19 protein-coding genes are annotated in these 22,262 nt (G+C 41.0%); 17 read left to right on the top strand and 2 right to left on the bottom strand.

Annotated elements, in window-relative coordinates; genetic code table 11:
* Window positions 1-1,054 precede the first annotated feature (1,054 nt).
* The 15 genes from AC1DIV_RS01135 (at window position 1,055) to AC1DIV_RS01205 (ending at window position 17,488) form a co-directional block, all read left to right on the top strand.
* On the top strand, window positions 1,055-1,918 hold the full coding sequence (locus tag AC1DIV_RS01135) for a branched-chain amino acid ABC transporter permease (RefSeq protein ID WP_477575643.1): 864 nt from the start codon (window positions 1,055-1,057) through the stop codon (window positions 1,916-1,918).
* A gap of 1 nt (window position 1,919) precedes the next feature.
* On the top strand, window positions 1,920-2,915 hold the full coding sequence (locus tag AC1DIV_RS01140) for a branched-chain amino acid ABC transporter permease (protein ID WP_048678571.1): 996 nt from the start codon (window positions 1,920-1,922) through the stop codon (window positions 2,913-2,915).
* A complete protein-coding gene (locus AC1DIV_RS01145; protein WP_375564063.1) occupies window positions 2,912-3,682 on the top strand; it encodes an ABC transporter ATP-binding protein in 771 nt (256 codons plus the stop codon). The genes AC1DIV_RS01140 and AC1DIV_RS01145 overlap by 4 nt, the downstream gene beginning before the upstream one ends.
* Window positions 3,675-4,382: an ABC transporter ATP-binding protein gene (locus AC1DIV_RS01150; protein ID WP_318291685.1), complete on the top strand. Its 708-nt coding sequence runs from the start codon at window positions 3,675-3,677 to the stop codon at window positions 4,380-4,382. Before AC1DIV_RS01145 ends, AC1DIV_RS01150 begins: the two co-directional genes overlap by 8 nt.
* A gap of 22 nt (window positions 4,383-4,404) precedes the next feature.
* A complete protein-coding gene (locus tag AC1DIV_RS01155; RefSeq protein ID WP_340876252.1) occupies window positions 4,405-5,586 on the top strand; it encodes an ABC transporter substrate-binding protein in 1,182 nt (393 codons plus the stop codon).
* A 360-nt stretch (window positions 5,587-5,946) separates the two neighbouring features.
* Window positions 5,947-6,855 (top strand): N-acetylmuramic acid 6-phosphate etherase, encoded by a 909-nt coding sequence (gene murQ / locus AC1DIV_RS01160; RefSeq protein ID WP_477575663.1) that lies wholly within the window; start codon window positions 5,947-5,949, stop codon window positions 6,853-6,855.
* Window positions 6,856-6,865: 10 nt separating this feature from the next.
* A complete protein-coding gene (locus AC1DIV_RS01165) occupies window positions 6,866-7,723 on the top strand; it encodes a MurR/RpiR family transcriptional regulator (protein ID WP_063593364.1) in 858 nt (285 codons plus the stop codon).
* A 32-nt stretch (window positions 7,724-7,755) separates the two neighbouring features.
* A complete protein-coding gene (locus AC1DIV_RS01170; protein WP_340876253.1) occupies window positions 7,756-9,126 on the top strand; it encodes a PTS transporter subunit EIIC in 1,371 nt (456 codons plus the stop codon).
* Window positions 9,123-10,133 carry a MupG family TIM beta-alpha barrel fold protein gene (locus AC1DIV_RS01175; protein ID WP_477575645.1) on the top strand — a complete coding sequence of 337 codons (1,011 nt, stop codon included), beginning with the start codon at window positions 9,123-9,125 and terminating at the stop codon, window positions 10,131-10,133. Before AC1DIV_RS01170 ends, AC1DIV_RS01175 begins: the two co-directional genes overlap by 4 nt.
* 259 nt (window positions 10,134-10,392) lie before the next feature.
* Window positions 10,393-12,276: a glycoside hydrolase family 3 protein gene (locus AC1DIV_RS01180; RefSeq protein ID WP_477575665.1), complete on the top strand. Its 1,884-nt coding sequence runs from the start codon at window positions 10,393-10,395 to the stop codon at window positions 12,274-12,276.
* Between the two features lie 46 nt (window positions 12,277-12,322).
* The gene (locus tag AC1DIV_RS01185) at window positions 12,323-13,528 is read left to right on the top strand and encodes an exo-beta-N-acetylmuramidase NamZ family protein (protein ID WP_251539621.1); all 1,206 of its coding nucleotides are present in this window, start codon (window positions 12,323-12,325) and stop codon (window positions 13,526-13,528) included.
* Window positions 13,529-13,717: 189 nt separating this feature from the next.
* Entirely contained in the window at window positions 13,718-15,193 is a 1,476-nt protein-coding gene (nagE, locus tag AC1DIV_RS01190; protein ID WP_340876255.1) for an N-acetylglucosamine-specific PTS transporter subunit IIBC, read from the top strand.
* Between the two features lie 367 nt (window positions 15,194-15,560).
* On the top strand, window positions 15,561-15,989 hold the full coding sequence (locus AC1DIV_RS01195; RefSeq protein WP_063593369.1) for a DUF1801 domain-containing protein: 429 nt from the start codon (window positions 15,561-15,563) through the stop codon (window positions 15,987-15,989).
* Between the two features lie 45 nt (window positions 15,990-16,034).
* Window positions 16,035-17,078 carry an oxidoreductase gene (locus tag AC1DIV_RS01200; RefSeq protein ID WP_477575647.1) on the top strand — a complete coding sequence of 348 codons (1,044 nt, stop codon included), beginning with the start codon at window positions 16,035-16,037 and terminating at the stop codon, window positions 17,076-17,078.
* Between the two features lie 131 nt (window positions 17,079-17,209).
* A complete protein-coding gene (locus AC1DIV_RS01205; RefSeq protein ID WP_477575649.1) occupies window positions 17,210-17,488 on the top strand; it encodes a hypothetical protein in 279 nt (92 codons plus the stop codon).
* Between the two features lie 54 nt (window positions 17,489-17,542).
* Here AC1DIV_RS01205 and AC1DIV_RS01210 read toward each other — a convergent pair whose 3' ends face one another.
* Complete coding sequence (locus AC1DIV_RS01210) at window positions 17,543-18,730, bottom strand: MFS transporter (RefSeq protein WP_034312334.1); 1,188 nt, start codon at window positions 18,728-18,730, stop codon at window positions 17,543-17,545.
* Between the two features lie 121 nt (window positions 18,731-18,851).
* On the opposite strand from AC1DIV_RS01210, the gene AC1DIV_RS01215 reads away from it, so the two are divergent.
* Both AC1DIV_RS01215 and AC1DIV_RS01220 read left to right on the top strand, forming a co-directional pair.
* Complete coding sequence (locus AC1DIV_RS01215; RefSeq protein WP_048678868.1) at window positions 18,852-19,298, top strand: MarR family winged helix-turn-helix transcriptional regulator; 447 nt, start codon at window positions 18,852-18,854, stop codon at window positions 19,296-19,298.
* Between the two features lie 310 nt (window positions 19,299-19,608).
* The gene (locus AC1DIV_RS01220; RefSeq protein WP_340876262.1) at window positions 19,609-21,198 is read left to right on the top strand and encodes a long-chain-fatty-acid--CoA ligase; all 1,590 of its coding nucleotides are present in this window, start codon (window positions 19,609-19,611) and stop codon (window positions 21,196-21,198) included.
* A gap of 168 nt (window positions 21,199-21,366) precedes the next feature.
* On the opposite strand, the gene AC1DIV_RS01225 is transcribed toward AC1DIV_RS01220, so the two are convergent.
* A complete protein-coding gene (locus AC1DIV_RS01225; protein ID WP_340876265.1) occupies window positions 21,367-21,870 on the bottom strand; it encodes a hypothetical protein in 504 nt (167 codons plus the stop codon).
* Window positions 21,871-22,262: the final 392 nt, after the last annotated feature.

Genomic DNA, 22,262 nt, shown 5'->3' on the forward strand with positions numbered 1-22,262 from the left:
TCTTTGACTTTTAAAAAGACCCCCTTTTTCGACGTAAAAAAAAGCGTCAGCCCACAAACTTATTTTATAACGGAAGTGTTGAAACCTCCCTCTCCCAGTAGATAGGTTATTTTACATTCTTCTACTAATCAGGAGAGAAAGAAAACTGATATATCAGTGTTTCTAGGGTTTGAGTTATTCTCTTAAGAGATATAGAGCCCATTACTAAAGAACGAAGTAATACTTTTTTATGATTAAATCACCTCATCTTGGTAGGTAGCCTTCTTTACAAACAGTACAGATAGAGTTACCTAATCTTTAAAGAATTTTTAAGATATTATGGGTTGTAAAGTTGTTTTTTTGTACATGATTAACTGCTATTGCATGAAAACATTGTAGTTATGAAGGGGATTTTTGAATCCTTTTCATTTTATGTCTTCATTTAATTCTTTATTGATTCAAAAATGATTTTTTCAGTCAATAGTGAATGACGGACATCCCGTATGGAATCGTTACTTTTGATTTTTACAATTCAATAATGAATTCACTTAATGATGAATAGCCTTATTGTCGGTGAGTTAATGTTGGCACGGCACTTGCATTTATATACAGGAAATAATCTACATACAGGAAATTAATCTACGTAATGGTCCTTTAGTGGTGTGGAAGGGGTGAAAGAACCAGACGTTTACCATAGGTATAGGTAAACCGTTATTAAAGAGAAGATGGATCATTTGCTATCCCTAAAAACAGCATATGCTTGTCTACACAATCGTACCGCCTAGAATCCAGATAGAATGAGGAAAAAACGTAAGGTGCATGTATTTAATAAGTTGTTATTATAAATGAAAGCGCTAACAACCAATCGAGTGTTTTTTTCGCTACACCTAAGCTATATCTGTAGGCGGAGAATGTAGGGAAATAAAACTTACTGTTCCACCCCGGGAGTTTGAGCCTGTGAGGAAAAAATTGAAAGTGTTTTTCATCGCAGAGGTGTGCTTTCAAAATATGGACAGGATGTGAGCCAGGGAATGAACAGCAAAGTGAAATTCATTAATTTTCAAGGAGGAAGTAAATGGAGATTTTGATCCAGCAGCTTTTTAATGGTTTGACGATTGGCAGCGTATATAGTCTTGTTGCACTGGGATTGACGCTAGTATATGGAATTTTGCATATTCCGAATTTTGCACACGGTGCCCTATATATGTTGGGAGGATATATCACGTTGTCAATGATGACATTATATGGGGTCAATTACTGGATTGCCATGTTCGTATCCATTATCGTTGTTGGTTTGTTGGGAGTCCTTTTGGAACGTTTCGTGTTCCGCCTGTTAAGGGAGGCACCTCCGTTGCACGATAAGATTGCAGCAATCGGGATTCTCCTTTTTCTTGAAGCTTTTGCCCAATTTGTCTGGGGTGCCGACTTCCATACTATGACTTCTCCATATGGTCAAGTCGTCAATATCCTGGGACTGACGTTCACACTTCAGCGATTATTGATCATCGTGTCAGCTATCGCAGTGATGGTTTTACTTTACCTTTTCCTAAAGAGAACTTATGCCGGTTCGACGATAATTGCAATGTCCCAAAGCCGTGAAGGGGCGTCATTAGTAGGAATCAACATTAATAAAGTCGCGATGCTTACCTTCATGATATCGGGGGGATTAGCAGCCATCGCTTCATCCCTTGCATCACCGATTAATCTTGTTTTTCCCGGCATGGGGCATTTAGTCATCCTAAAAGCCTTCGTCATTATCATATTGGGTGGGATGGGCAGCATCCCGGGGGCGATCGTAGGTGGATATATCCTAGGTTTCAGTGAGAGCCTAGGTGCAACTTATATTTCAAATGATTATAAAGACATCATTGCATTCATACTTTTAGTCATCATATTAACGGTGAAACCAACAGGTCTTTTTGCAAAGGGGGAGAGGTAGTGTGAAGATATTAACGAAAAGAAATGGGATTATCGCTCTTATCGTCTTTGCTTTTTCATTCCCCTATATCGCGCAAAACGATTATTATCTCCATATGCTGACACTTTCGTTCATCTGGGCGATAGCTGTTTATGGAATCAATTTATTATCAGGCTATACTGGATATCTCTCGCTTGCACATGCTGGATTTTTTGCGATTGGAGCATATTCTCTTGGCCTGCTCACAGTAAAAGCGGGAATGAACTTTTGGCTGGCACTAATATGTGCATGTTTAATCACATGTGCCATTGGGTTTTTAATCGGTTTGATTGCGCTGAGGACAAAGGAACACTTTTTCGCGATTTATACCCTATGTGTGGGTTACATCATATATCTGGTGATCGATAAATGGGAGGGACTTACAGAGGGGGTTAGGGGATTAATCGGGATCCCTGCTCCTGGAAATATAGGGCCGGTCACATTTGATACTGCAGCATCCCAATATTATCTCGTTCTCATTTTCCTGCTTGCAGTGATTTTAATCGTGTATCGAATTATTCGCTCGTTGACCGGCAGAACGTATATAGCCATCAGGAACAGCGAGGACCTTGCACAAACGATTGGTATATCCACAATGAAGAATAAGTTAACCGCATTTGTCCTATCCACATTCTTCGCAGGTTTGGCAGGTGCCTTGTATGCTTCATTCATTCGTTTCATTGGACCTGATATCGGATCAACTGCCATCATGTTCGATCTATTGATGTATTTATTGGTTGGTGGAATCGGGACACTTTCAGGTCCATTGGTAGGAACATTATTATTAGTAATCCTGTCGCAGAATCTGCAATTCCTTCAAGAATATCGAATGTTGATATTCGGACCATTACTTACGGTGATCATTATCTTTTATCCGCGCGGAATAGCAGGTGCCTTCTTTGATTGGCAAAGAAAGCGAAAAGATAATGCGCTGTCCGGGGTTAGGGGCGAATTGCACATAAAAGCTGAGGAGGGATGAATTTGCTAATCGAAACTAAGAATTTGACAAAGCGTTTCGGAGGATTGGCGGCCGTCAATAATGTGGATTTTTCAATTGAAAAAGGTAGAATCAATGCAATAATCGGGCCAAATGGTGCAGGGAAATCCACTTTTTTTAACTTGATCAGTGGCTTTCATCGACCAACTTCCGGGACGGTCCTTTTTAAAGGGATTGATATCACCAAACTTCCTGCCAATGAAATTGCGGGGCTCGGAATTTCAAGAACCTTTCAAACGACAAGCCTTTTCGATCAATCGACCGTGTTGGATAATGTCATTGTCGGTCATAGACTGCGAACAAAATCCAATTTGGTGGATGCCATTCTAAGAACAAAACGTTTAAAACGGGAGGAAGCGGCTTGCAGGGATAAGGCTATGGAGGTGCTTGATATTGTCGGATTAACGGAATCGGCTGACAGAATGGTCTCGAGCATCTCGCAGGAGGAAAAGAAACGGACAGCCATTGCCCTAGCCCTAGCGACAGAACCGGAAATCATCTTTCTTGATGAACCTGCTGCGGGAATCAACCCGGATGAAACGGAAGGTTTGACAGAACTGATTAAAAAATTGAATCGATCGGGACTGACCGTTTGTTTAATCGAGCACAAAATGCATATGATCATGAACTTGGCAGACCACATCATGGTCCTTAATTACGGAGAAAAAATTGCCGAGGGCACACCTAAGGAAATCCGCGGAAATGAAGCGGTCATTAAAGCCTATTTGGGAGGGAGTGCCAGTGCTTAAGTTAACAGATGTCGCCGTGAATTATGGAAGTTTCACTGCGATAAACCATGTGAATATCGAAGTTGCCGAGGGAGAGATCGTTGTTTTGCTAGGAGCTAATGGGGCAGGAAAAAGCACGACTTTTCGTTCCATAAGCGGAATCAGTAAGCTTTCCAAGGGGGAAATCCATTTTCTGGGCATGCCGATAGGGGGCCGTGCCCCGGATAAGAATGTCCGGGAGGGGATCGTTCAGTGTGCCGAAGGACGTAAACTGTTTCCACAGATGACCGTTCAGGAAAATCTGCGGATGGGTGCCTATGTGCATCGAAAGAAAAAAGCGGAGATCAAGGATTCCTTGGAATACGTCTATCACTTATTCCCGATTTTAAAAGAAAAGCATCATGATGAAGCGGGAAGCCTGAGCGGCGGCCAACAGCAAATGCTCGCAATTGGAAGGGCTTTGATGTCAAAACCGAAATTGTTGATGCTTGATGAGCCTTCGGTGGGACTCGCTCCACTCATTGTCGAACAAATGTTTCAAGTCATTGAAGAAATAAACCGCGAAGGAATCACAATCCTGCTTGCTGAACAAAACGCGAATGCTGCCCTAAGCATTGCAGATAAAGGATATGTTTTTGAAAATGGGGAAATTGTCGTTCAAGGGACAGCAAGTGAGTTATTAGCCAATGATGAAGTAAGGAAAGCGTATATTGGGGCCTGAATAAATTGAATGGGGGATTTTTATGAAAAAACTGAAAGTATTATTTGTCTTTCTCCTGCTTACCATCACTGTTTTGACCGGGTGCAATAAAGGGGATAGCCCTGTGTCTAGCAGTGGCAGTAAAGGAAAAAATGACAATGTCGTAAACATCGGTTTTAGCGGTCCTTTAAGCGGGGCAGCAGCGTTATATGGGAAACGGACATTGAATGGTGTCGAAATGGCCGTCAATGAAATTAATGATGCTGGTGGTTTTGAAGTAGATGGTAAGAAATACACGTTGAACTTAGTATCGTTGGACGATAAATACTTACCTAATGAAACCGGGTCGAATGCTAAACGTTTAATTCAGGAATATGATACGCCGATCATTTTCACGCCTCACAGCGGAGGCGTGCTGGCACTTCAGGTTTTTAATGAACAAGAGGAATTCATCATTAGTGCATATACGAGTGAACCGGCAGTGACCGAGAGCGGAAATTCATTAACTGTTCGAATTCCACCGAATTACGAGGGGTATATCGAGCCTTTTACAACATATGCGATGGAAAATTTCGGCAAGAAAATTGCCGCTTTGCCAACATCTTCGCAATACGGTAAAGACTGGACGGAAGCCGTGCTCCCACATTGGGAAAAGCAAGGCGGAAAAGTCGTTTATAATTCTTCGATTGATTTCGCCAAAGAAACCGATTTCTTTACGATTGTCACAAATGCCTTGAAAAAAGATCCTGATGTGCTATTCATCGGTGGAGCTTCGGAACCTACGGCAAAAGTGGCGAAGCAAGCTCGGGAGCTGGGATTTAAAGGCGGTTTCATCATCATGGATCAAGCAAAGCTGGATCAAATGAAGCCGATTGCAGGTTCATATGAAACATTGGAAGGCTCGATTGGCGTTCTGCCATTGATGGACTCAGATGAAGAAGCAGTGCCTGCATTCGTCGAGAAATATCAAAAGAATTATAAGGAAGATCCAAGCTCCGAAGTAGGATTGAATTATATTGCCATGTATGCGTTTGTGGAAGCCATGAAATCTGCAGGCAGCGTTGATGATGCCAAGGCCATCCGTAAACATATGCAAGACGGACTTTCAAATATAGGGCCAGATCAAAAAATATACGATATTCCCTCGATTGATGAAAATGGAGGATTTGCATCAACTATTGTCGTCGGTGCAGTAGAAAACGGGAAAGTGGTCCCTATCCGTTAACTGGGTAAAGGAGTGCAGGTGTACCGGGTCTGGCGTAGTATACTAGTTTAGCATTTTGCAAAATTGCGTGTATCGTTCCTAATAAGGTGACGGTACACGTTTTTTTGTTGAAAAAATCCACACTAAAAATAGTAGGCTCCTATGGGTAAATTAAGCCACTCTGAAAGGGATAGATGCAAGTCCGCCAGCATCGGGGTTTTGAAGAACGGAGATTGCCGGTTAACAAATTTTACAAAAATATCTTGTCTCCGAGTAATGAAAACGCTATCATTGAATATAATATGAAATATAATTTCATTATTTTTTATTAAAAAATGAAATTATATTTAAGTGATTGTTTATAGGAGGATTTAATTGTCTATGGAAGAACATTTGCGTTCGTTAACGACTGAATTACGGAACGAAAAGACGATGAATATCGACAGTGTCAATACAATGGACATCATTTCTGCAATCAATAAAGAAGATTTTAAAGTGGCAGCAGCAGTTCAGGCGGTATTGCCAGAGATAGAAACGGCAGTTGAATGGGCTTGCGAATCGTTAAAAAAAGGAGGGAGACTCATATACATCGGAGCAGGAACGAGCGGAAGGCTCGGAGTGCTGGATGCCGTGGAATGTCCCCCTACTTTCAGCACTCCGCCTGATAGGGTGCTGGGAATAATCGCAGGAGGGGAAAAGGCATTCGTTCGGGCTGTTGAAGGTGCAGAGGATAAAGAAGAGTTTGGGGAAAATGACCTGATTGACGTGGCGCTTACAGCAAATGATACGGTTATTGGCATTGCGGCAAGCGGGCGCACTCCTTATGTGAAGGGCGCTTTACGTTATGCAAGAAAGGTCGGGGCTAAAGCGGTCGCTTTATCATGCAATAATAACGCGAGCATCACGAAAGAAGCTGATATAGGGATTGAAGTGGTGGTCGGGCCGGAAGTGTTAACAGGATCCACGAGAATGAAAGCGGCAACCGCACATAAAATGGTACTCAATATGATTTCAACGGCAACCATGATCCGATTGGGCAAAGTCTATGAAAATCTGATGGTCGATGTAAATGTCAGTAATCAAAAACTGAAGGACCGTGCAGTAAACATCATAGAAACAGTAACGAATGCTGACTATGATCAAGCTTTGAATACGCTTGAAAAGGCAAATAATCAAGTTAAGCCAGCGATTGTCATGATAAAAACGGCAACAGATTATGAAAAAGCAATGGAGTTACTGGAAAAAGCGGATGGAGATGTCAGAAAAGCCATCTCGATTTATGAAGATTAGGAGGGAAGCAATGGCTACAGGAGGATTATCCATCATACAGACGATGTTGAGCAAGCTGCCGCAATCAGAACAAAAACTAGCGGAATATATTCTACAGAATCCTCATGAAGTTGTGAACAGCACTGTACAGGAATTAAGTACGTCTGCCCAAACAAGCGGGGCTGCTGTTATTAGGTTGTGTAAATCGCTTGGAATAAAAGGATTTCAAGATCTGAAAATAAGGATTGCTGGAGATTTGATGAAGACGGTTGAACAGGGCTACCGGGATATCGAGCCTTCCGAATCACTGTACCGGATTGTGGAAAAAACAACGAGTAATTCGATTCAGACCATCCGGGACACATCTGAAATAATCGATCATGATAATCTCAAACATGCCATAACGCTGATGCTGAATGCAAAAACCGTCCACTTTTGCGGTGTGGGTGCTTCGAATATAGTTGCTGCGGATGCTCAGCAAAAATTACTTCGCATCAATAAAGGAGCAACGGCTTTTACAGATATGCATTTAGTTGCAACCCTGATTGCAAATGCTGATGAGAATGACATCGTTTTTGCCATTTCATTCTCTGGGGAAACACCTGAAGTTGTCAATATATTGAAGCTGGCAAAGGAACGTGGGGTCAAGACAATCGGGCTGACTCATTATGGCCAAACAACGGTATCCTCTTTGTGTGATGCCACTTTGTTTACATCCTATTCGAATGAAGCACCATTTCGAAGTGCAGCAACATCCTCACGATTGGCGCAATTATATATGATTGACATTTTGTTTTTGGGGATGGCCTCAGAGCAATATGAAGAAACTGTCCAATATATTGATAATACCAGGACTGCCATTAAATCGATGACAGATCGATATAAATGATTAATGCGAGATTTGACAAAGGGGGATTATGAATGGGTAAGGGGGATAAGTACGCCAGTTTAGCAGAAGAGTTATTGGGGAAATTAGGTGGGGCATCTAATGTTGCCGATGCTGCACATTGTATGACCAGACTGAGGGTATTGCCAATCGATCGATCGAAAGTAAAAATGGAAGATATAAAAAATACGGAAGGCGTTTTTGGCGTCATTGAAGAGGAAACGATACAAATCGTCCTCGGGCCAGGCGTGGTGAACAAGGTTCATACAGAATTTGAAAAGCTTCTGGAGGAAGCTTCGGGAAATTTGAACTTAAAAGAAGTAGCCTCGAAGAATAAATCAGAGATTGATAGGAAAAACGCAAAACCGTTTAAACTTTTTTTACGCAGGATTGCAAGTATTTTCATCCCTTTAATTCCCGCCTTAGTGGCATCTGGTTTGATTACCGGTATTACAAAGGCAATCGTTCAAGCGGGCTGGCTTGCAGCAGAATCACAATTAGCCATCATTTTAACCGTTATCGGATCCGGTCTGTTTGCCTACTTGGGGATTTTGGTTGGGACCAATGCTGCAAAAGAATACGGCGGATCACCTGCACTTGGTGCCCTTGCTGGTATCTTGGTCATAAACCCGGCCGTCGGCGACATTTCATTGTTCGGTGAAAATTTGCTCCCTGGCCGCGGTGGATTGATAGGAGTACTCTTTGCAGCTATTTTCATAGCCTTGGTGGAAAAACAGGTCAGGAAATTCATTCCTCAATCACTGGATATCATTTTGACGCCAACCATCGCTTTACTCATTACCGGGATTGTCACTTACATTGTATTTATGCCGGTAGGAGGGTTTTTATCGGATGCCATTACGAATGGGTTATTGAATGTATTGGATTTCGGTGGTGTTGTAGCTGGATTCGTGCTTGGGGCGGCCTTCCTCCCACTCGTCATTACTGGTTTACATCAAGGTTTAACGCCTGTCCATCTAGAATTGATAAATTCGATTGGTGATGATCCACTGCTTCCCATTTTGGCGATGGGTGGCGCGGGCCAAGTGGGAGCGGCATTTGCCATCTATATGAAAACGAAGAAAGCAAGTTTGAAGAGAGCTATCGGAGGAGGCCTTCCTTCAGGAATGCTAGGTATTGGTGAACCCCTTATATTTGGAGTGACCCTGCCATTGGGCCGGCCCTTCTTAACTGCATGTTTAGGTGCAGGAGTAGGCGGAGCATTCCAAGCTCAATTCGGGATCGCCACGTCTTCCATCGGTGTGTCCGGACTGCCGCTTACCTTTCTAGTTCATCCAAACCAAATCGCCCTGTTCCTTGCTGGGTTGTTCATTTCCTATATAGCAGGGTTTATTTTTACGTATCTGTTCGGATTTAAAGATGAAATGGCGGTTGAATTTAAGTGATCGGAATTTCTTTTTATCTACAGGACCCGCATGCAGAAACACAAATTATACATGCTGCTAACCTAGGAGTGAAGAGAGCATTTACCTCGCTCCATATTCCTGAAGAAAAGGGAGACCTCGTGAAGAGGATGATCAGGCTTTTAAAGCTTGCAGAGGACTATGGAATGGAAATCCATGCAGATGTCTCATTAAATACGCTTGATCATTTGGGGATTAACAAATTTACGGATTTATGTCCATTAGGTATTAAAGGGATTCGCCTTGATGATGGGTTCGATAAAGAAACGGTCATATCTTTATCTAAGGTGTTTTCACTCTCACTAAATGCAAGTACGTTGAATGAAGAGGAACTTTTAGCCGTGCTTGGGGGCGGAGTGGAACCGGAAAGTCTGATAGCTTGGCACAACTTTTATCCAAGGCCTGAAACGGGCCTTGAAGAAGAGTTCTTTCATGAACAAAATGGAATGTTCAAGAAATACGGCATACCGATCTTTGCTTTCATCCCGGGTGCAGGAAGTAAACGCGGTCCTCTTCATGAGGGTCTTCCAACGCTTGAAAAACACAGGTTGATGAATCCTTACGCCGCCGGAATTGAGCTGATCCAGCATGTGGAAGGAGTTTACCTAGGAGATCAAGGAACGGAGGGTAATTTGCTTGAGAATCTAACCGCATATAAAAATCTGAACATTCTAACTGTTAGAGTGGAATCCCGACTTTTGCAAAGCGGTCAGTATAAATTGAGGCCAGATGTATCTCAAGATGTTTTCCGGCTTCAGAATACCCGGGTCACCGCAAATGTTGAGCCGAGTAATACAGCTGCACGAAGCCTTGGATCCATAACGATGGACAATGATGCTTATGGAAGGTATCGGGGAGAGGTTCAAATTTGCAAAAGAGACCTAGGGGCAGACCACCGAGTCAACGTTATAGGAAGAGTTATAGAAGAAGATATTCCCTTGCTGTCCCTTCTAAAGCCTGGTCAAACAATAAAACTTATAATTGAGTAAACAATTGGACTCAAAGAATCCAGGGATAAATGGATACATTTCATGAAGGCTTTTTAAAGAGGCGGCTGCTGGGATCCCGATGCTGCCTTGATTTCTTTATAGGATCTATATAGTTCATTTCCATTCATTTTTTATCCCTTCACGGCAGTGGTTTGGAATTGTTGCTAACAGAACTAAAAAGAATACAAGGGAGGAAGCCTGAATGATAAAAAGGATATGTGCCCCAGCTGGAATCGCATTATGTTTGGTTTTATCCATTATGGGAGGGAATGCGACAGCAAAGGGGTACGAAAATGAAAAAACGGTATCTGATATTCAGGAAATCGTAGAAAACATGACAATCGATGAAAAAGTCGGTCAAATGCTCATGCCGGATTTTCGAAATTGGCAAAAACAAGGAGAAACAAAGGCGACCGGGTTTATTGAAATGAACTCGGAAGTTGCAAGCATCATCAAAAAATATCATCTGGGCGGTGTGATTCTGTTTGCTGAGAATGTAGTCGATACCGAACAAACGGTTCGGCTCACGGATGGTTTGCAGATGGCAAGCCCGGACCTTCCGCTGTTCATAACGATTGATCAGGAAGGAGGAATCGTAACTCGTCTTCAAACTGGAACGAACCTTCCTGGTAATATGGCACTTGGTGCAGCCAGAAAAGAGAGTTACGCTTATCAATCTGGAGAAATTATTGGCAAGGAACTGTCGGCACTTGGCATAAATGTCAATTTCGGACCGTCTGTCGATGTCAATAATAATCCCGGAAATCCTGTTATTGGCGTTCGTTCCTTCAGTTCCGATCCGGAACTTGTATCAAAGCTTGGCATTCAGATGATAAAAGGATTGCAAAATCAGAACATGATAGCGACGACCAAGCATTTCCCTGGCCATGGAGATACAGCAGTCGACAGTCATTATGGTCTTCCCCTTGTTTCTCATGATAAAGAGCGTTTGCGCTCCATCGAGCTGCTTCCTTTCCAAAGAGCCATCGATGCTGGAGTTGATATGATGATGACTGCACATGTTCAATTTCCTGCATTCGATGACACTACCTATATCAGTAAAAAAGACGGTCAAGAAATTATGGTTCCTGCAACGCTGTCACAAAAGGTCATCACGGGTCTATTACGTGAAGAAATGGGATTTGACGGTGTTGTGGTTACAGATGCTTTGAATATGAAAGCCATCGCGGACAACTTCGGACAGGAAGAAGCTGTGGTCCTTGCCCTGAAATCTGGTGTTGATATTGCTTTGATGCCGGCACAGGTTAATTCGCTTCAAATGGAAAAGAATATAACCTCTGTATTCAATGCAGTGAAGGCGGCAGTGGCAGGCGGGGAAATTCCTCTAAATCAAGTCAATCAATCTGTAACAAGGATACTTGAACTAAAAGTGAAAAGAGGGATATTAAACCCGGATGATACACCGATAGATAAAAAAATCGAAACCGCGCTTCAAGTGGTCGGTAACGAAGATCATTTGAAAAAAGAAAGGAAAATGGCGGAAGATGCCATCACTCTTTTGAAAAATGAACACAAAACATTGCCTTTCAAACCTAAGAAAAATGATAAAGTTTTAATTCTTGCTCCTTTTGATGACCAAGTTGAATCCATGTCCAGGAGCATCAGCGAATTAGCTGATAAAAAGAAAATAAAGAAAGTCCAAATAACGGGTATGAGTTTTTCAGGAAAGTCATTTACAGATCAAGTGGCCAGACTCATTGATGAATCGGATTTTGTCATAACTGGTTCCTATATTGTCAAAAACGATCCGGCTGTCAATGATGGAGTGATAGATGATAGCATTCAAGATTCGTCGAAGTGGGCAACAGCCTTCCCTAGAGCGGTCATGAATCATGCAAAGAAAAAAGATAAAGAATTTGTTTTAATGAGCTTAAGAAACCCTTATGATGTTGCAAACTTTGAAGAAGCGAAAGCGGTTCTAGCTGTTTACGGGTTTAAAGGGTATTCGAATGGGCGTTATAGACAGCCAAATATCCCGGCAGGCATCTCGACCATTTTTGGAGAATCAAGACCTAAAGGCACGTTGCCGGTCGCTATACCTTCAGTAACTAACCCCTCTGAAAGCCTTTATAAATATGGATATGGATTAGATATTAAATCTGGAAGACCCATTAAAAAATAAGGAGAGAAGCAATTTGAAAAGAATGATAATCCTATTTGCCATTTGCATGCTTTCTTTCGGCATCGTTTCCTCAAAAAGTGTAACAGCTGTTAAAGAGAAGAAAAAACAAAAGGTCAGTCCTGGTATTGAAGTTCTTTTAAAAGAAGAAAAGAACGTTTTAAGCGGAAAGAAAGTCGGCTTGATTACGAATCCAACTGGCATCGACTCTAAATTAACCAGCATCGTCGATCTCCTTCATGATGATCCGGATATTAATTTAACGGCTTTATTTGGTCCTGAACATGGAGTGCGTGGAGATGCGCAAGCTGGTGCAAGCGTTGAATATTATATTGATGAAAAAACAGGATTGCCCGTTTATAGTTTATATGGAAAAACGAAAAAACCGACGCCTGAAATGTTAAAGGATGTTGAGGTCCTTGTTTTTGATATCCAGGATGTCGGAACACGCTATTACACTTATATCTACACGATGGCTTATGCAATGGAAGCAGCCAGAGAAAATGATATCCCCTTTATCGTGCTGGACCGGCCGAACCCACAAGGCGGGGAGTCGGTAGATGGGCCGGTCCTTGAACCTGAATTCTCATCGTTTGTTGGGTTGTATCCAATCCCGCTTAAGCATGGGATGACGGTTGGGGAACTCGCGACTTTGTTCAATAAGGAATTTAAAATTGGAGCAGATCTCAAGGTCATCAAGATGAAAGGCTGGAAGCGAGATATGGATTATGACGATACTGGTCTCCCTTTTGTCTTGCCGTCACCGAATATGCCGACAGTTTCCACTACTTTCGTATATCCGGCTACAGGCTTGATCGAGGGAACAAATGTCTCAGAAGGCAGAGGAACGACCAAACCATTCGAGTTGATAGGTGCTCCATATATAAACAGTGATGAGCTTGCTGGGAAATTAAATGCATTAAGGTTACCCGGTGTGAAATTCAGGGCAGCGTCCTTTACACCTACATTTTCAAAACATGCAGGTAAACTTAGCCACGGAGTGGAAATTTATATAACGGATAGAGAAGAGTTCAAGGCTGTCCCTACTGGACTTCACATCATCAAGACCATTCAGGATCTATATCCTGGTGATTTCGAATTCCTTGCGGCCAACAATTTCAATTTATTAATTGGCAATGGCTGGATAATGTCAAGAATTAAAGCAGGTTCAACAGTAAATGAAATCTTGAAAGAATATCAAGTAAGGCAGGATGCCTTTAAAAAGGTTCGCAAAAATTACTTGCTCTATAAATAAGTGAAAAAAGAAAAGTCCGGGTTGGACTTTTCTTTTTTTATGGGCTTTCGAAGGAGGAGTAAATCGCTAAGACTTTATTCCTGAATATAGTCAAATTTATAAATGAAATGAAGTTCTAAAATGGAAGGAACCGTTGTCTAATAGAATATGGGGTTTCCCCTAAATCAGTATTGTCAGGAGGAAAGCGGAATGAAAAAATATCTTCAAAAAATTGGGCGTTCCTTGATGCTGCCAGTAGCCGTATTGCCGGCAGCCGCCATTTTAATGGGGATCGGTTACTGGATAGACCCAGCAGGATGGGGAGCGGGAAGTCCGTTAGCAGCTTTCTTAATCAAAGCAGGTTCTTCGATCATTGACAATATGGCTATCTTGTTTGCTGTTGGAGTGGCGTTGGGGATGTCGAAAGGAAAAGATGGAGCTGCCGCTTTGAGCGGGCTCGTAGCCTATCTAGTCGTAACGACATTGCTTTCCACGGACTCGGTGGCGATGCTGCAAGGAATTGAGGCAAAAGATGTAAATCCAGCATTTGTGAAAATAGAGAATGCATTTGTCGGAATCCTTTCGGGCCTTATAGCGGCAGCTATGTATAATCGGTTCAGTAAGGTCGAGCTGCCTGATGCACTCGCCTTCTTTAGCGGTAAACGCCTAGTCCCGATCCTTACTGCGGTTATCATGTTACTGGTTTCCCTTATATTATTCTTCGTATGGCCACTCATCTACTCCTGGTTAGTTATATTCGGGGAAGGAATAAGTGAATTAGGTGCTGCTGGAGCAGGACTCTATGGATTCTTTAATCGGCTTTTGATACCAACAGGTTTACATCATGCGTTAAACTCCGTATTCTGGTTCGATGTAATAGGACTTAACGATATCGGTAAATTCTGGGCTGGAACAGGAATAAAAGGAACCACAGGCATGTATCAAGCCGGATTCTTTCCCGTGATGATGTTCGGTTTGCCGGCAGCAGCTCTTGCCATGTACCATACGGCAAAATCACGGAAGAAAAAACAAGTGGCCTCATTAATGCTCGCAGCCGGCTTCGCTTCATTTTTCACAGGCGTTACTGAACCTTTGGAATTTGCTTTCATGTTTGTTGCACCAGCCCTATTCGTTGTGCATGCCTTATTAACAGGAATATCGTTGGCTATTGCTGCGACTTTCCAATGGACAGCAGGGTTCGGTTTTAGTGCAGGATTCATTGACTTTGTTTTAAGCTCAAGATTGCCAATGGCAAATGAACCTTATATGCTGCTTCTTCAAGGACTGGCTTTTGCAGTCATCTACTATTTCTTATTCCGATTCTTGATAACTAGGTTCAATTTAATGACTCCCGGCAGAGAAGATAATACAGAAGATGAGCTTGATGGCGGAGGAGCGATTGCGGGAGCAGACAGCGGTCAAGGCGGGAATAATGAGAGCAAATTCTTTGGAATGGCTTCCGCTATTTACGAGGGATTAGGCGGAGACGCTAACGTAACATCTGTAGATAACTGTGTTACCCGTTTAAGGGTGGAAGTGGAAAATATGGGAGCTGTCGATCAGAATAAAATCAAATCAGCAGGGGTTGCCGGAATCAATATTGTGGGTCCACAAAGCATTCAAGTCATCGTAGGGACACAGGTACAATTCATAGCTGATGAAATAGAAAAGATCAGGCGGCAATAGATCTAGTAAAACTGCATTTTGCCTTTTAATGAAAAAATCTACGATCAGAATAATAATTTCTGATCGTAGAGATTATTATGGTAAAGTAATGATTTTTAAAGCGTGAAAGATTTACTTAATAAACTCTGCTCTTAAAATAGAATAAAACGAATCAATGTTCTATAATATATAAGGGTATAATGAAGGATTTGCCATGAAGCTTAGAGAAATAGTAAAGGAGCTCATCCGTCAATCATTGATACATCGCTGATGAAGGCTGCATACATACATAACACCTTTAAAACACGATTGAACAGGGTACTAAGATGCTGAGCAAGCGATATCTTATGAATTTTTTCTGCCTTTTAATATAAGGGAGGTTCCGGTCATGTATAAACAAAAAACCAAAGAGACGGACAGTAGTGTCATTGAGTTCATCGAAAACGTCGATAATCCGAAAAAACGTGAAGATGCCTATGAATTGTTGAATGTTTTTACCGAAACGACAGGTTATGAGGCAAAGATGTGGGGACCGAGCATAATTGGGTTCGGAACCTATCATTATAAATATGAATCAGGTCACGAAGGCGATGCCCCCCTGGTAGGCTTTTCACCTCGAAAAGCAAAAATCAGTTTATACTTTGCTCCAGGGGATAAAAAAAGAGAAGAATTATTACAGGCATTTGGAAAACACACTTCCGGAAAAGCGTGTGTGTACATCAATAAAGTGGCAGATATCAATATTAATGTATTGAAAGAATTGATTAATCAATCTGTCAAGTTTTTGAGAGATACATACCCGGACAATGAAATATAATAAAATGTTTGTTTAAGAGGAACAAGAAAGCGAGTGGGATTGAAAATGAGAAAAATTAAAGTTGGCATAGTTGGGTACGGATTGTCAGGAGCTACTTTCCACGCGCCATTACTAAGTGTTTTAGAGCAGTTTCAAATAGCGAAAGTTGTGAGCTCCAATAAGGAAAAAGTCCAAAAAGATTTGAAAGATGTGGAAGTGGTAGGCAGCTTAGAGGAAATTCTTGAAGACCCATCCATTGATTTGGCTGTTATTACGACACCGAGTGGTTTGCATTATGAAATGGCCAAGCAAAGCTTGTTAGCCGGGAAGCATGTCATCCTCGAAAAGCCGATGGTTGTGGAAGCTTGGGAGGCGGAGGAGCTCATCAAGATTGCCGAGGAAAAGAATCTGCTATTAAGTGTCTATCATAACCGGAGATGGGATAATGACTTTTTGACCGTGAAAAAACTTATGGATGATGGAGTGCTTGGGGAAATCAATACATACCAAGTCCATTATGATCGATACCGGCCTGTGGTCAGGGATAGATGGAGGGAAAAACCGGGCCCGGGATCAGGCATGCTTTATGATCTAGGATCACATCTCATCGATCAAGCACTTCATTTGTTTGGATTGCCGCAATTCGTTTGGGCAGATGTATTTTCCCAAAAAGAAAATGCAGAAACGGATGATTACTTCCATGTGATATTAGGATATGAAAAGCTGAGGGTTATCTTGCATTCAGGCTCAATCGTTCCGTATAATGGACCGCGGTATCAGGTGCATGGAAGTAAAGGATCATTTATCAAATACGGTCTTGATTGCCAAGAGGCAGACTTAAGTGAGGGGAAAAAACCATTGGATGACTCTTGGGGTGCAGATGATCCCGAATTCTATGGTAAGCTGGTTACGGTTGAAGGAGAAAATGAGATACATGAAACCATTGAAACACTGCATGGTTCTTATTTAACGTTTTACCAGGCAGTTGCCGATAGTATATTGAACGGGAAAAAAGCTCCAGTCACTGCCCAAGAGGGGGTAGCGGTCATTAAAATCATTGATGCGGCTTTTGAAAGCAGTAAAGGAAAGAAAGCCATTTATATTAAATGAAATTAATTTCCCTTTATAACAAGATGAAATGAGAAAACTGAATGAAAAGCGGCCTTATTCTAAAAATAAGGTCGCTTTTTATTTTGGTGAAATAAAAGCTTCAACTTTAGTAAAGAATGGAGCAAATACTCGTGAATACAAATATTACGCATGATTTTGAGCAGTTTCCGCATGAAACTGGAGCAGAAATCCGAGAGTTGGGGACGTTACTCGTGAAATTGACGCATTTACTCGTGAGTTTGAAGCAATTACTCGTGAATTTGAGTGTTACACAAAAATATGAGCAGTTTCCGCAAGAAACTGGAGCTAGTTCTCAAGAGATTGAAATGTTACTCGTTATTAAACTGTTTTGGAGGATTTCAATTAAAAGAAGAATGGATAAAAAAATCATAATGAAAACCCCCGGATAGCGGATGCTACTGGGGGTTTCGTTAAGGAATAAATTTTGAAATGCCATTTAAGCTCTAAGATAAGGCCTTTGCATGAAGAGATCGCTTTTGCCAAGCCATAGTAATCATTAAAGTAATGAATAAGAGGATAAGGCCCAACATGAACGGATAGGTAATGTGGACATCATACATCATTCCCGCAAGTGTTGGTCCGAGCACATTTCCGATGCTCATATACGCATTATTCATACCCATTGCAAAGCCTTGCTCATTCCCTGCCATCTTGGAAATCAGTGTGTTAAGAACTGGACGTAAGATGGAAGTGGAAAGGAAGATGATAAGTGAAATTAAAAAGAAAATCAGGTAATTCGATGCAAAAAGTGATAGAAGGAAACCGATGGCTGCCACACTGATAAAGATATTCAGCACATTCACTTCCCCGAAACGCTGTACGATCCGGTCGACGACAAACAATTGAACTATTACACTGACGATACCGGTGGCTGTAACCATTACGGCGATGTCCTTTGGAGTTGAATTGAATTGATTATCAAGATAAAGACCAATTACAGATTCATACGCCATTAAGCCAAAGCTCATTACAAGAGTAATGATGAGTGGGATGAAATAGGGCTTTTTCACGGATAAAGCAATCTTCCGAAGCATCGTTTCAGTTTTTGCATCCATGGATTGAGTAACCTGTGCCGTTTCGCTTTCTTTTAAAACAAAAATCGAAAATACGACTGCTGATAGGGATACCAGCGCAGAAATCAAAAAAGGAAACTTCAAGCCAAAGTCAGCTAAAAAACCTCCAATTCCTGGACCGACTACAATTCCCAGGGACATGGCGGCAGATACTAAACTATTGCCTTTAGCGCGTTGATCAAATGTGGTGATATCAGCAACATAAGCAAAAATTGCGGGTATAAGCAAAGCTGCCCCGATTCCGCCAATGATACGTGAAGCATATAATAACCAAATGGAATTGACTGCATAAAAAATGAACATGGATAATGTCAAACCGACCAATCCATAAATAATCATTTTTCTGCGCCCGAATTGGTCAGTCCATTTTCCGGCAATTGGCGAAAAGATAAGTTGTGCACCTGCGAAAATGGCAATCATTAGACCAGCGGCGGTTCCACCTTGATTAATGGAGGCCAGGTATGCTGGTAAAATGGGAATGATGATCCCGAAACTCCCTATTGCGATAAACATATTGATCATGAGGATAATGATCTTTTTGCGTTGTTCTGCTGACATGGACAGCCTCTCTCTCTCTTTAAAAATCAATAACCAATTTAATTCGCATGGTTAATTTTTTGATACGTTAATTATGTTATAGTTTTAGATAGATAGTGTCAATAAGAAAGGATTGTCAAACATGCATTCAAGTGAATTGTATAATTTACATCTAGAGATCAGGGAATTAAGCAGCCTATCACAGGAATTGGTGGAACCGTTATTGGTTAAATATGATTTAACTACTGTGCAGTATCGCGCATTGCAATTAATAGTCTTGAATGAATCCATAGCTGTTAAAGATGTTTCGAATCATTTGAAAATTAAACCTGCAGCAGGGACTGCACTAATTGATCGGCTTGAACGGAAGAAGTTGATTGAGAGGGTACACAGTGAGGATGACCGGCGGGTCGTTTTTATCCAATCCACCGAAAGTGGAAGGAATACCTATCATTCCATCAATAAGTGTTTTACCAAAACCTTTCGTGACTTTTATAGCGTCCTGAATGAAGAGGAAACGGAACGACTCAAACAAATCGTTGGGAAACTTACCGAACATCTGTCGGCATGCATAGATAATAAAATATAATCTTCCTGACGTGTACAGTTTCCATTATAATAGAAAGAAGAAGCACTATATAACATTAAAACAGTGAATTTCACTGTTTTTTAGGAGGTTAAATTATCAGAATAATTAAAAAACGTTCGGATTATTAATCCCCTTGAGTAAAGCGGATAGGTCATTCAAAAATCTTTATATGCAAATCCATTAAAGAAGATATGACGGCTGGAAAATGAATATGTATTAAAAGGATACGAAGTTTTTTTCTCAGGATCCATCATGACGAACCCAGCAGGGTGCTGTATACAGTGAATCTGTAAAGAAGGAGATGGTAAAAATGTTTTCCCCATTAACTCCAATTGATTGGAAGCGCAGGGCCGTAAAATATTATCCTCATAAAGTGGCAGTCATCGATGAAGAGAAAAAGTTTACATATAAGGAATTCGGGCAGCGAACAGATCAACTTTCCAAAGCTTTGTATTCTTCGGGAATTGAAAAAGGTGACCATATTGCAGTTATGTTGCCAAATACGCATTATATGTTGGAATGTTTTTATGGCATTTGTCAAATGGGAGCGGTAATGGTTCCTTTGAATTATAGGCTTGCTGCAGAGGATTTGGAATTTATCATCAAGCATAGCGATTCAAAAATGTTGATAGTCGATGAAGAATTCACCGCTCCGATCGAAAAGATCATTACTAAACTTTCCTTGGAAAAGATCATCATCGTGCCTGTTGAAGGATATGAAACCACTTTACCTGGAATAGATTATGAGAATTTCATTTTGCATGCAAATGATTATGGACTGCCAGATGTTAAAATCGATGAAAATCAACTTTTGACTATAAATTACACGAGTGGAACGACTTCAAAACCCAAAGGGGTCATGTTAACTCATCGCGGGAATTACATGAACGCCGCTAATTTCATTTATCACCTAGGAGTGAAGCATGACGATGTATACTTACATACCTTGCCAATGTTTCACGCTAATGGCTGGGGAGGGGTATGGTCGGTAACGGCTACTGGCGGGACTCATGTATGTTTAAGGAAAGTCGATCCCCCTCTTATCCTCAAATTATTCGCCCTTCATAATATTACATTATTATGTGGAGCGCCTACTGTCGTCAATATGCTGGTAAATGATCCTAAAGCAAAAGGAACAAATATCAAAGTGCGTCCAAGAATGGCAACAGCAGGGGCTCCTCCAGCAGCAGCGCTTATACAAAAGGCACAAGAAATCCTTGGTTTGAATATGATCCACGTATATGGATTAACAGAAACTTCCCCATTCATCCTATATAACGAGTGGAAGGATGAGTTTGAAGCTAAATCGGCGGACGAACAAGCAATAATAAAGGCAAGACAAGGGATTGAATTGGTTTTCAATGGGGAAACGATGGTAGTCAATAAAGAAGGGAAAGAAGTCGCTTGGGATGGAAAGGAACTGGGGGAAATCATTACTCGCGGCAATGTTGTAATGGAAGGATATTATAAGGATCCGGAAAAGACGGCTGAAGCCATTAGGGATGGCTGGTTTCATACCGGGGATCTGGCAGTTACCTATCCTGATGGATATATTGAGATACAGGACAGGGCTAAGGATTTAATCATTTCCGGCGGGGAAAATATTTCTTCAACAGAGGTAGAAGGGGTATTGTATAAACATCCAGATGTTTTGGAGGCTGCGATCATTGCCATTCCAGACGATAAATGGGGAGAAACGCCTAAGGCAATCATTGTGCTGCAGCCAAATGCAAAAGTGACAGAAAATGAGATCATCACCTTTTGCCGCTCAAAAATGGCTCACTTTAAAGCACCGACAAAAGTTGAATTCGTAGAGTCTTTACCGAAAACGGCAACAGGTAAGCTACAAAAATACCGATTGAGGGAAATCCATTGGAAAGGATCGAAAAAGGTAAATTAACGGCTTTCATTGGAACGGGATATATATATTAAGTGAATGTCATGAAAAGGAAAAACGAATGAAGTACGGAAATTAATAAGACCAAGAATGCTTTTAAATAAGCATTCTTGGTTTTTATATTATGGAAAGCAACATTTCCTCTGTAATATTAGGAGCAGGAAGGATTAATTAACGAGGGCTTCTAAATGAAAGATTTGACTTAGTGTAATATATATACGTTATTTTAGATAAACTTGGTTTTTTACCACTAGCATAGACAGATACATGATAAGCGTGTTTTCCGGAATAATATGCTGCTATTAAACTATTAGGACTGCCAGCAAGTGCTGATGCCAGTGCAGTAGCTACTCCTGCTGGTGCGGTTGGGCCACCTGCAAACACAAGAGTACTTACGATGCTTAACCATGTTGTTCCCTTTTGATGAGCCTTTACCATCTTTCCTAATTGGGTATTTGTTAGTTTAGCTTGATGAGCAATAGGTTTGCTCATTTCAATGATGCTTGCTGTTGGTTGTATTTGTATAACATCATCACTAATTAATTTGACTTCCACAATGGGGTTGACAGTTGATGAAGGTATTGTTTCATTTTTCTCTTCGGCCAATGTATTGGGGACATGTGATAATACTAATAAACTGATTATTAGTATTGAAAATAAGGACTTTTTCTTCATTTTCATAACACTCCCTTATATTTTTTTGAAAATTTGGTTTAATATCATACTATATAACTATATGCAGGAGGTCGAGATAAATATGGAAACTAAGGAAAAAAGACTTAAAACAGTAATAATTGTACTTATTTCTATATGTCTAGGTTTTATAATCAGGATGTCCTCAGTAATAATATCTGATCGAAATTTATTTTCTATGTACAACATAGACCTATTAATTTTGTTTATAGCGATAATTGGATTAATTATATGGTTGAATAAAAAGAAAAAAAGGATCTAATTCTTCAGTTTGGAGACAAAAGGGGTTCTATAGCGAGTGTATTGGAGGAACCGTTCAAACCCTCTAAACCCATTAGTCTTTATTCTGACTTAGAGTTAGTTTTTTAAAAAAA

It is taken from the genome of Peribacillus sp. 05N428, assembly GCF_056397085.1.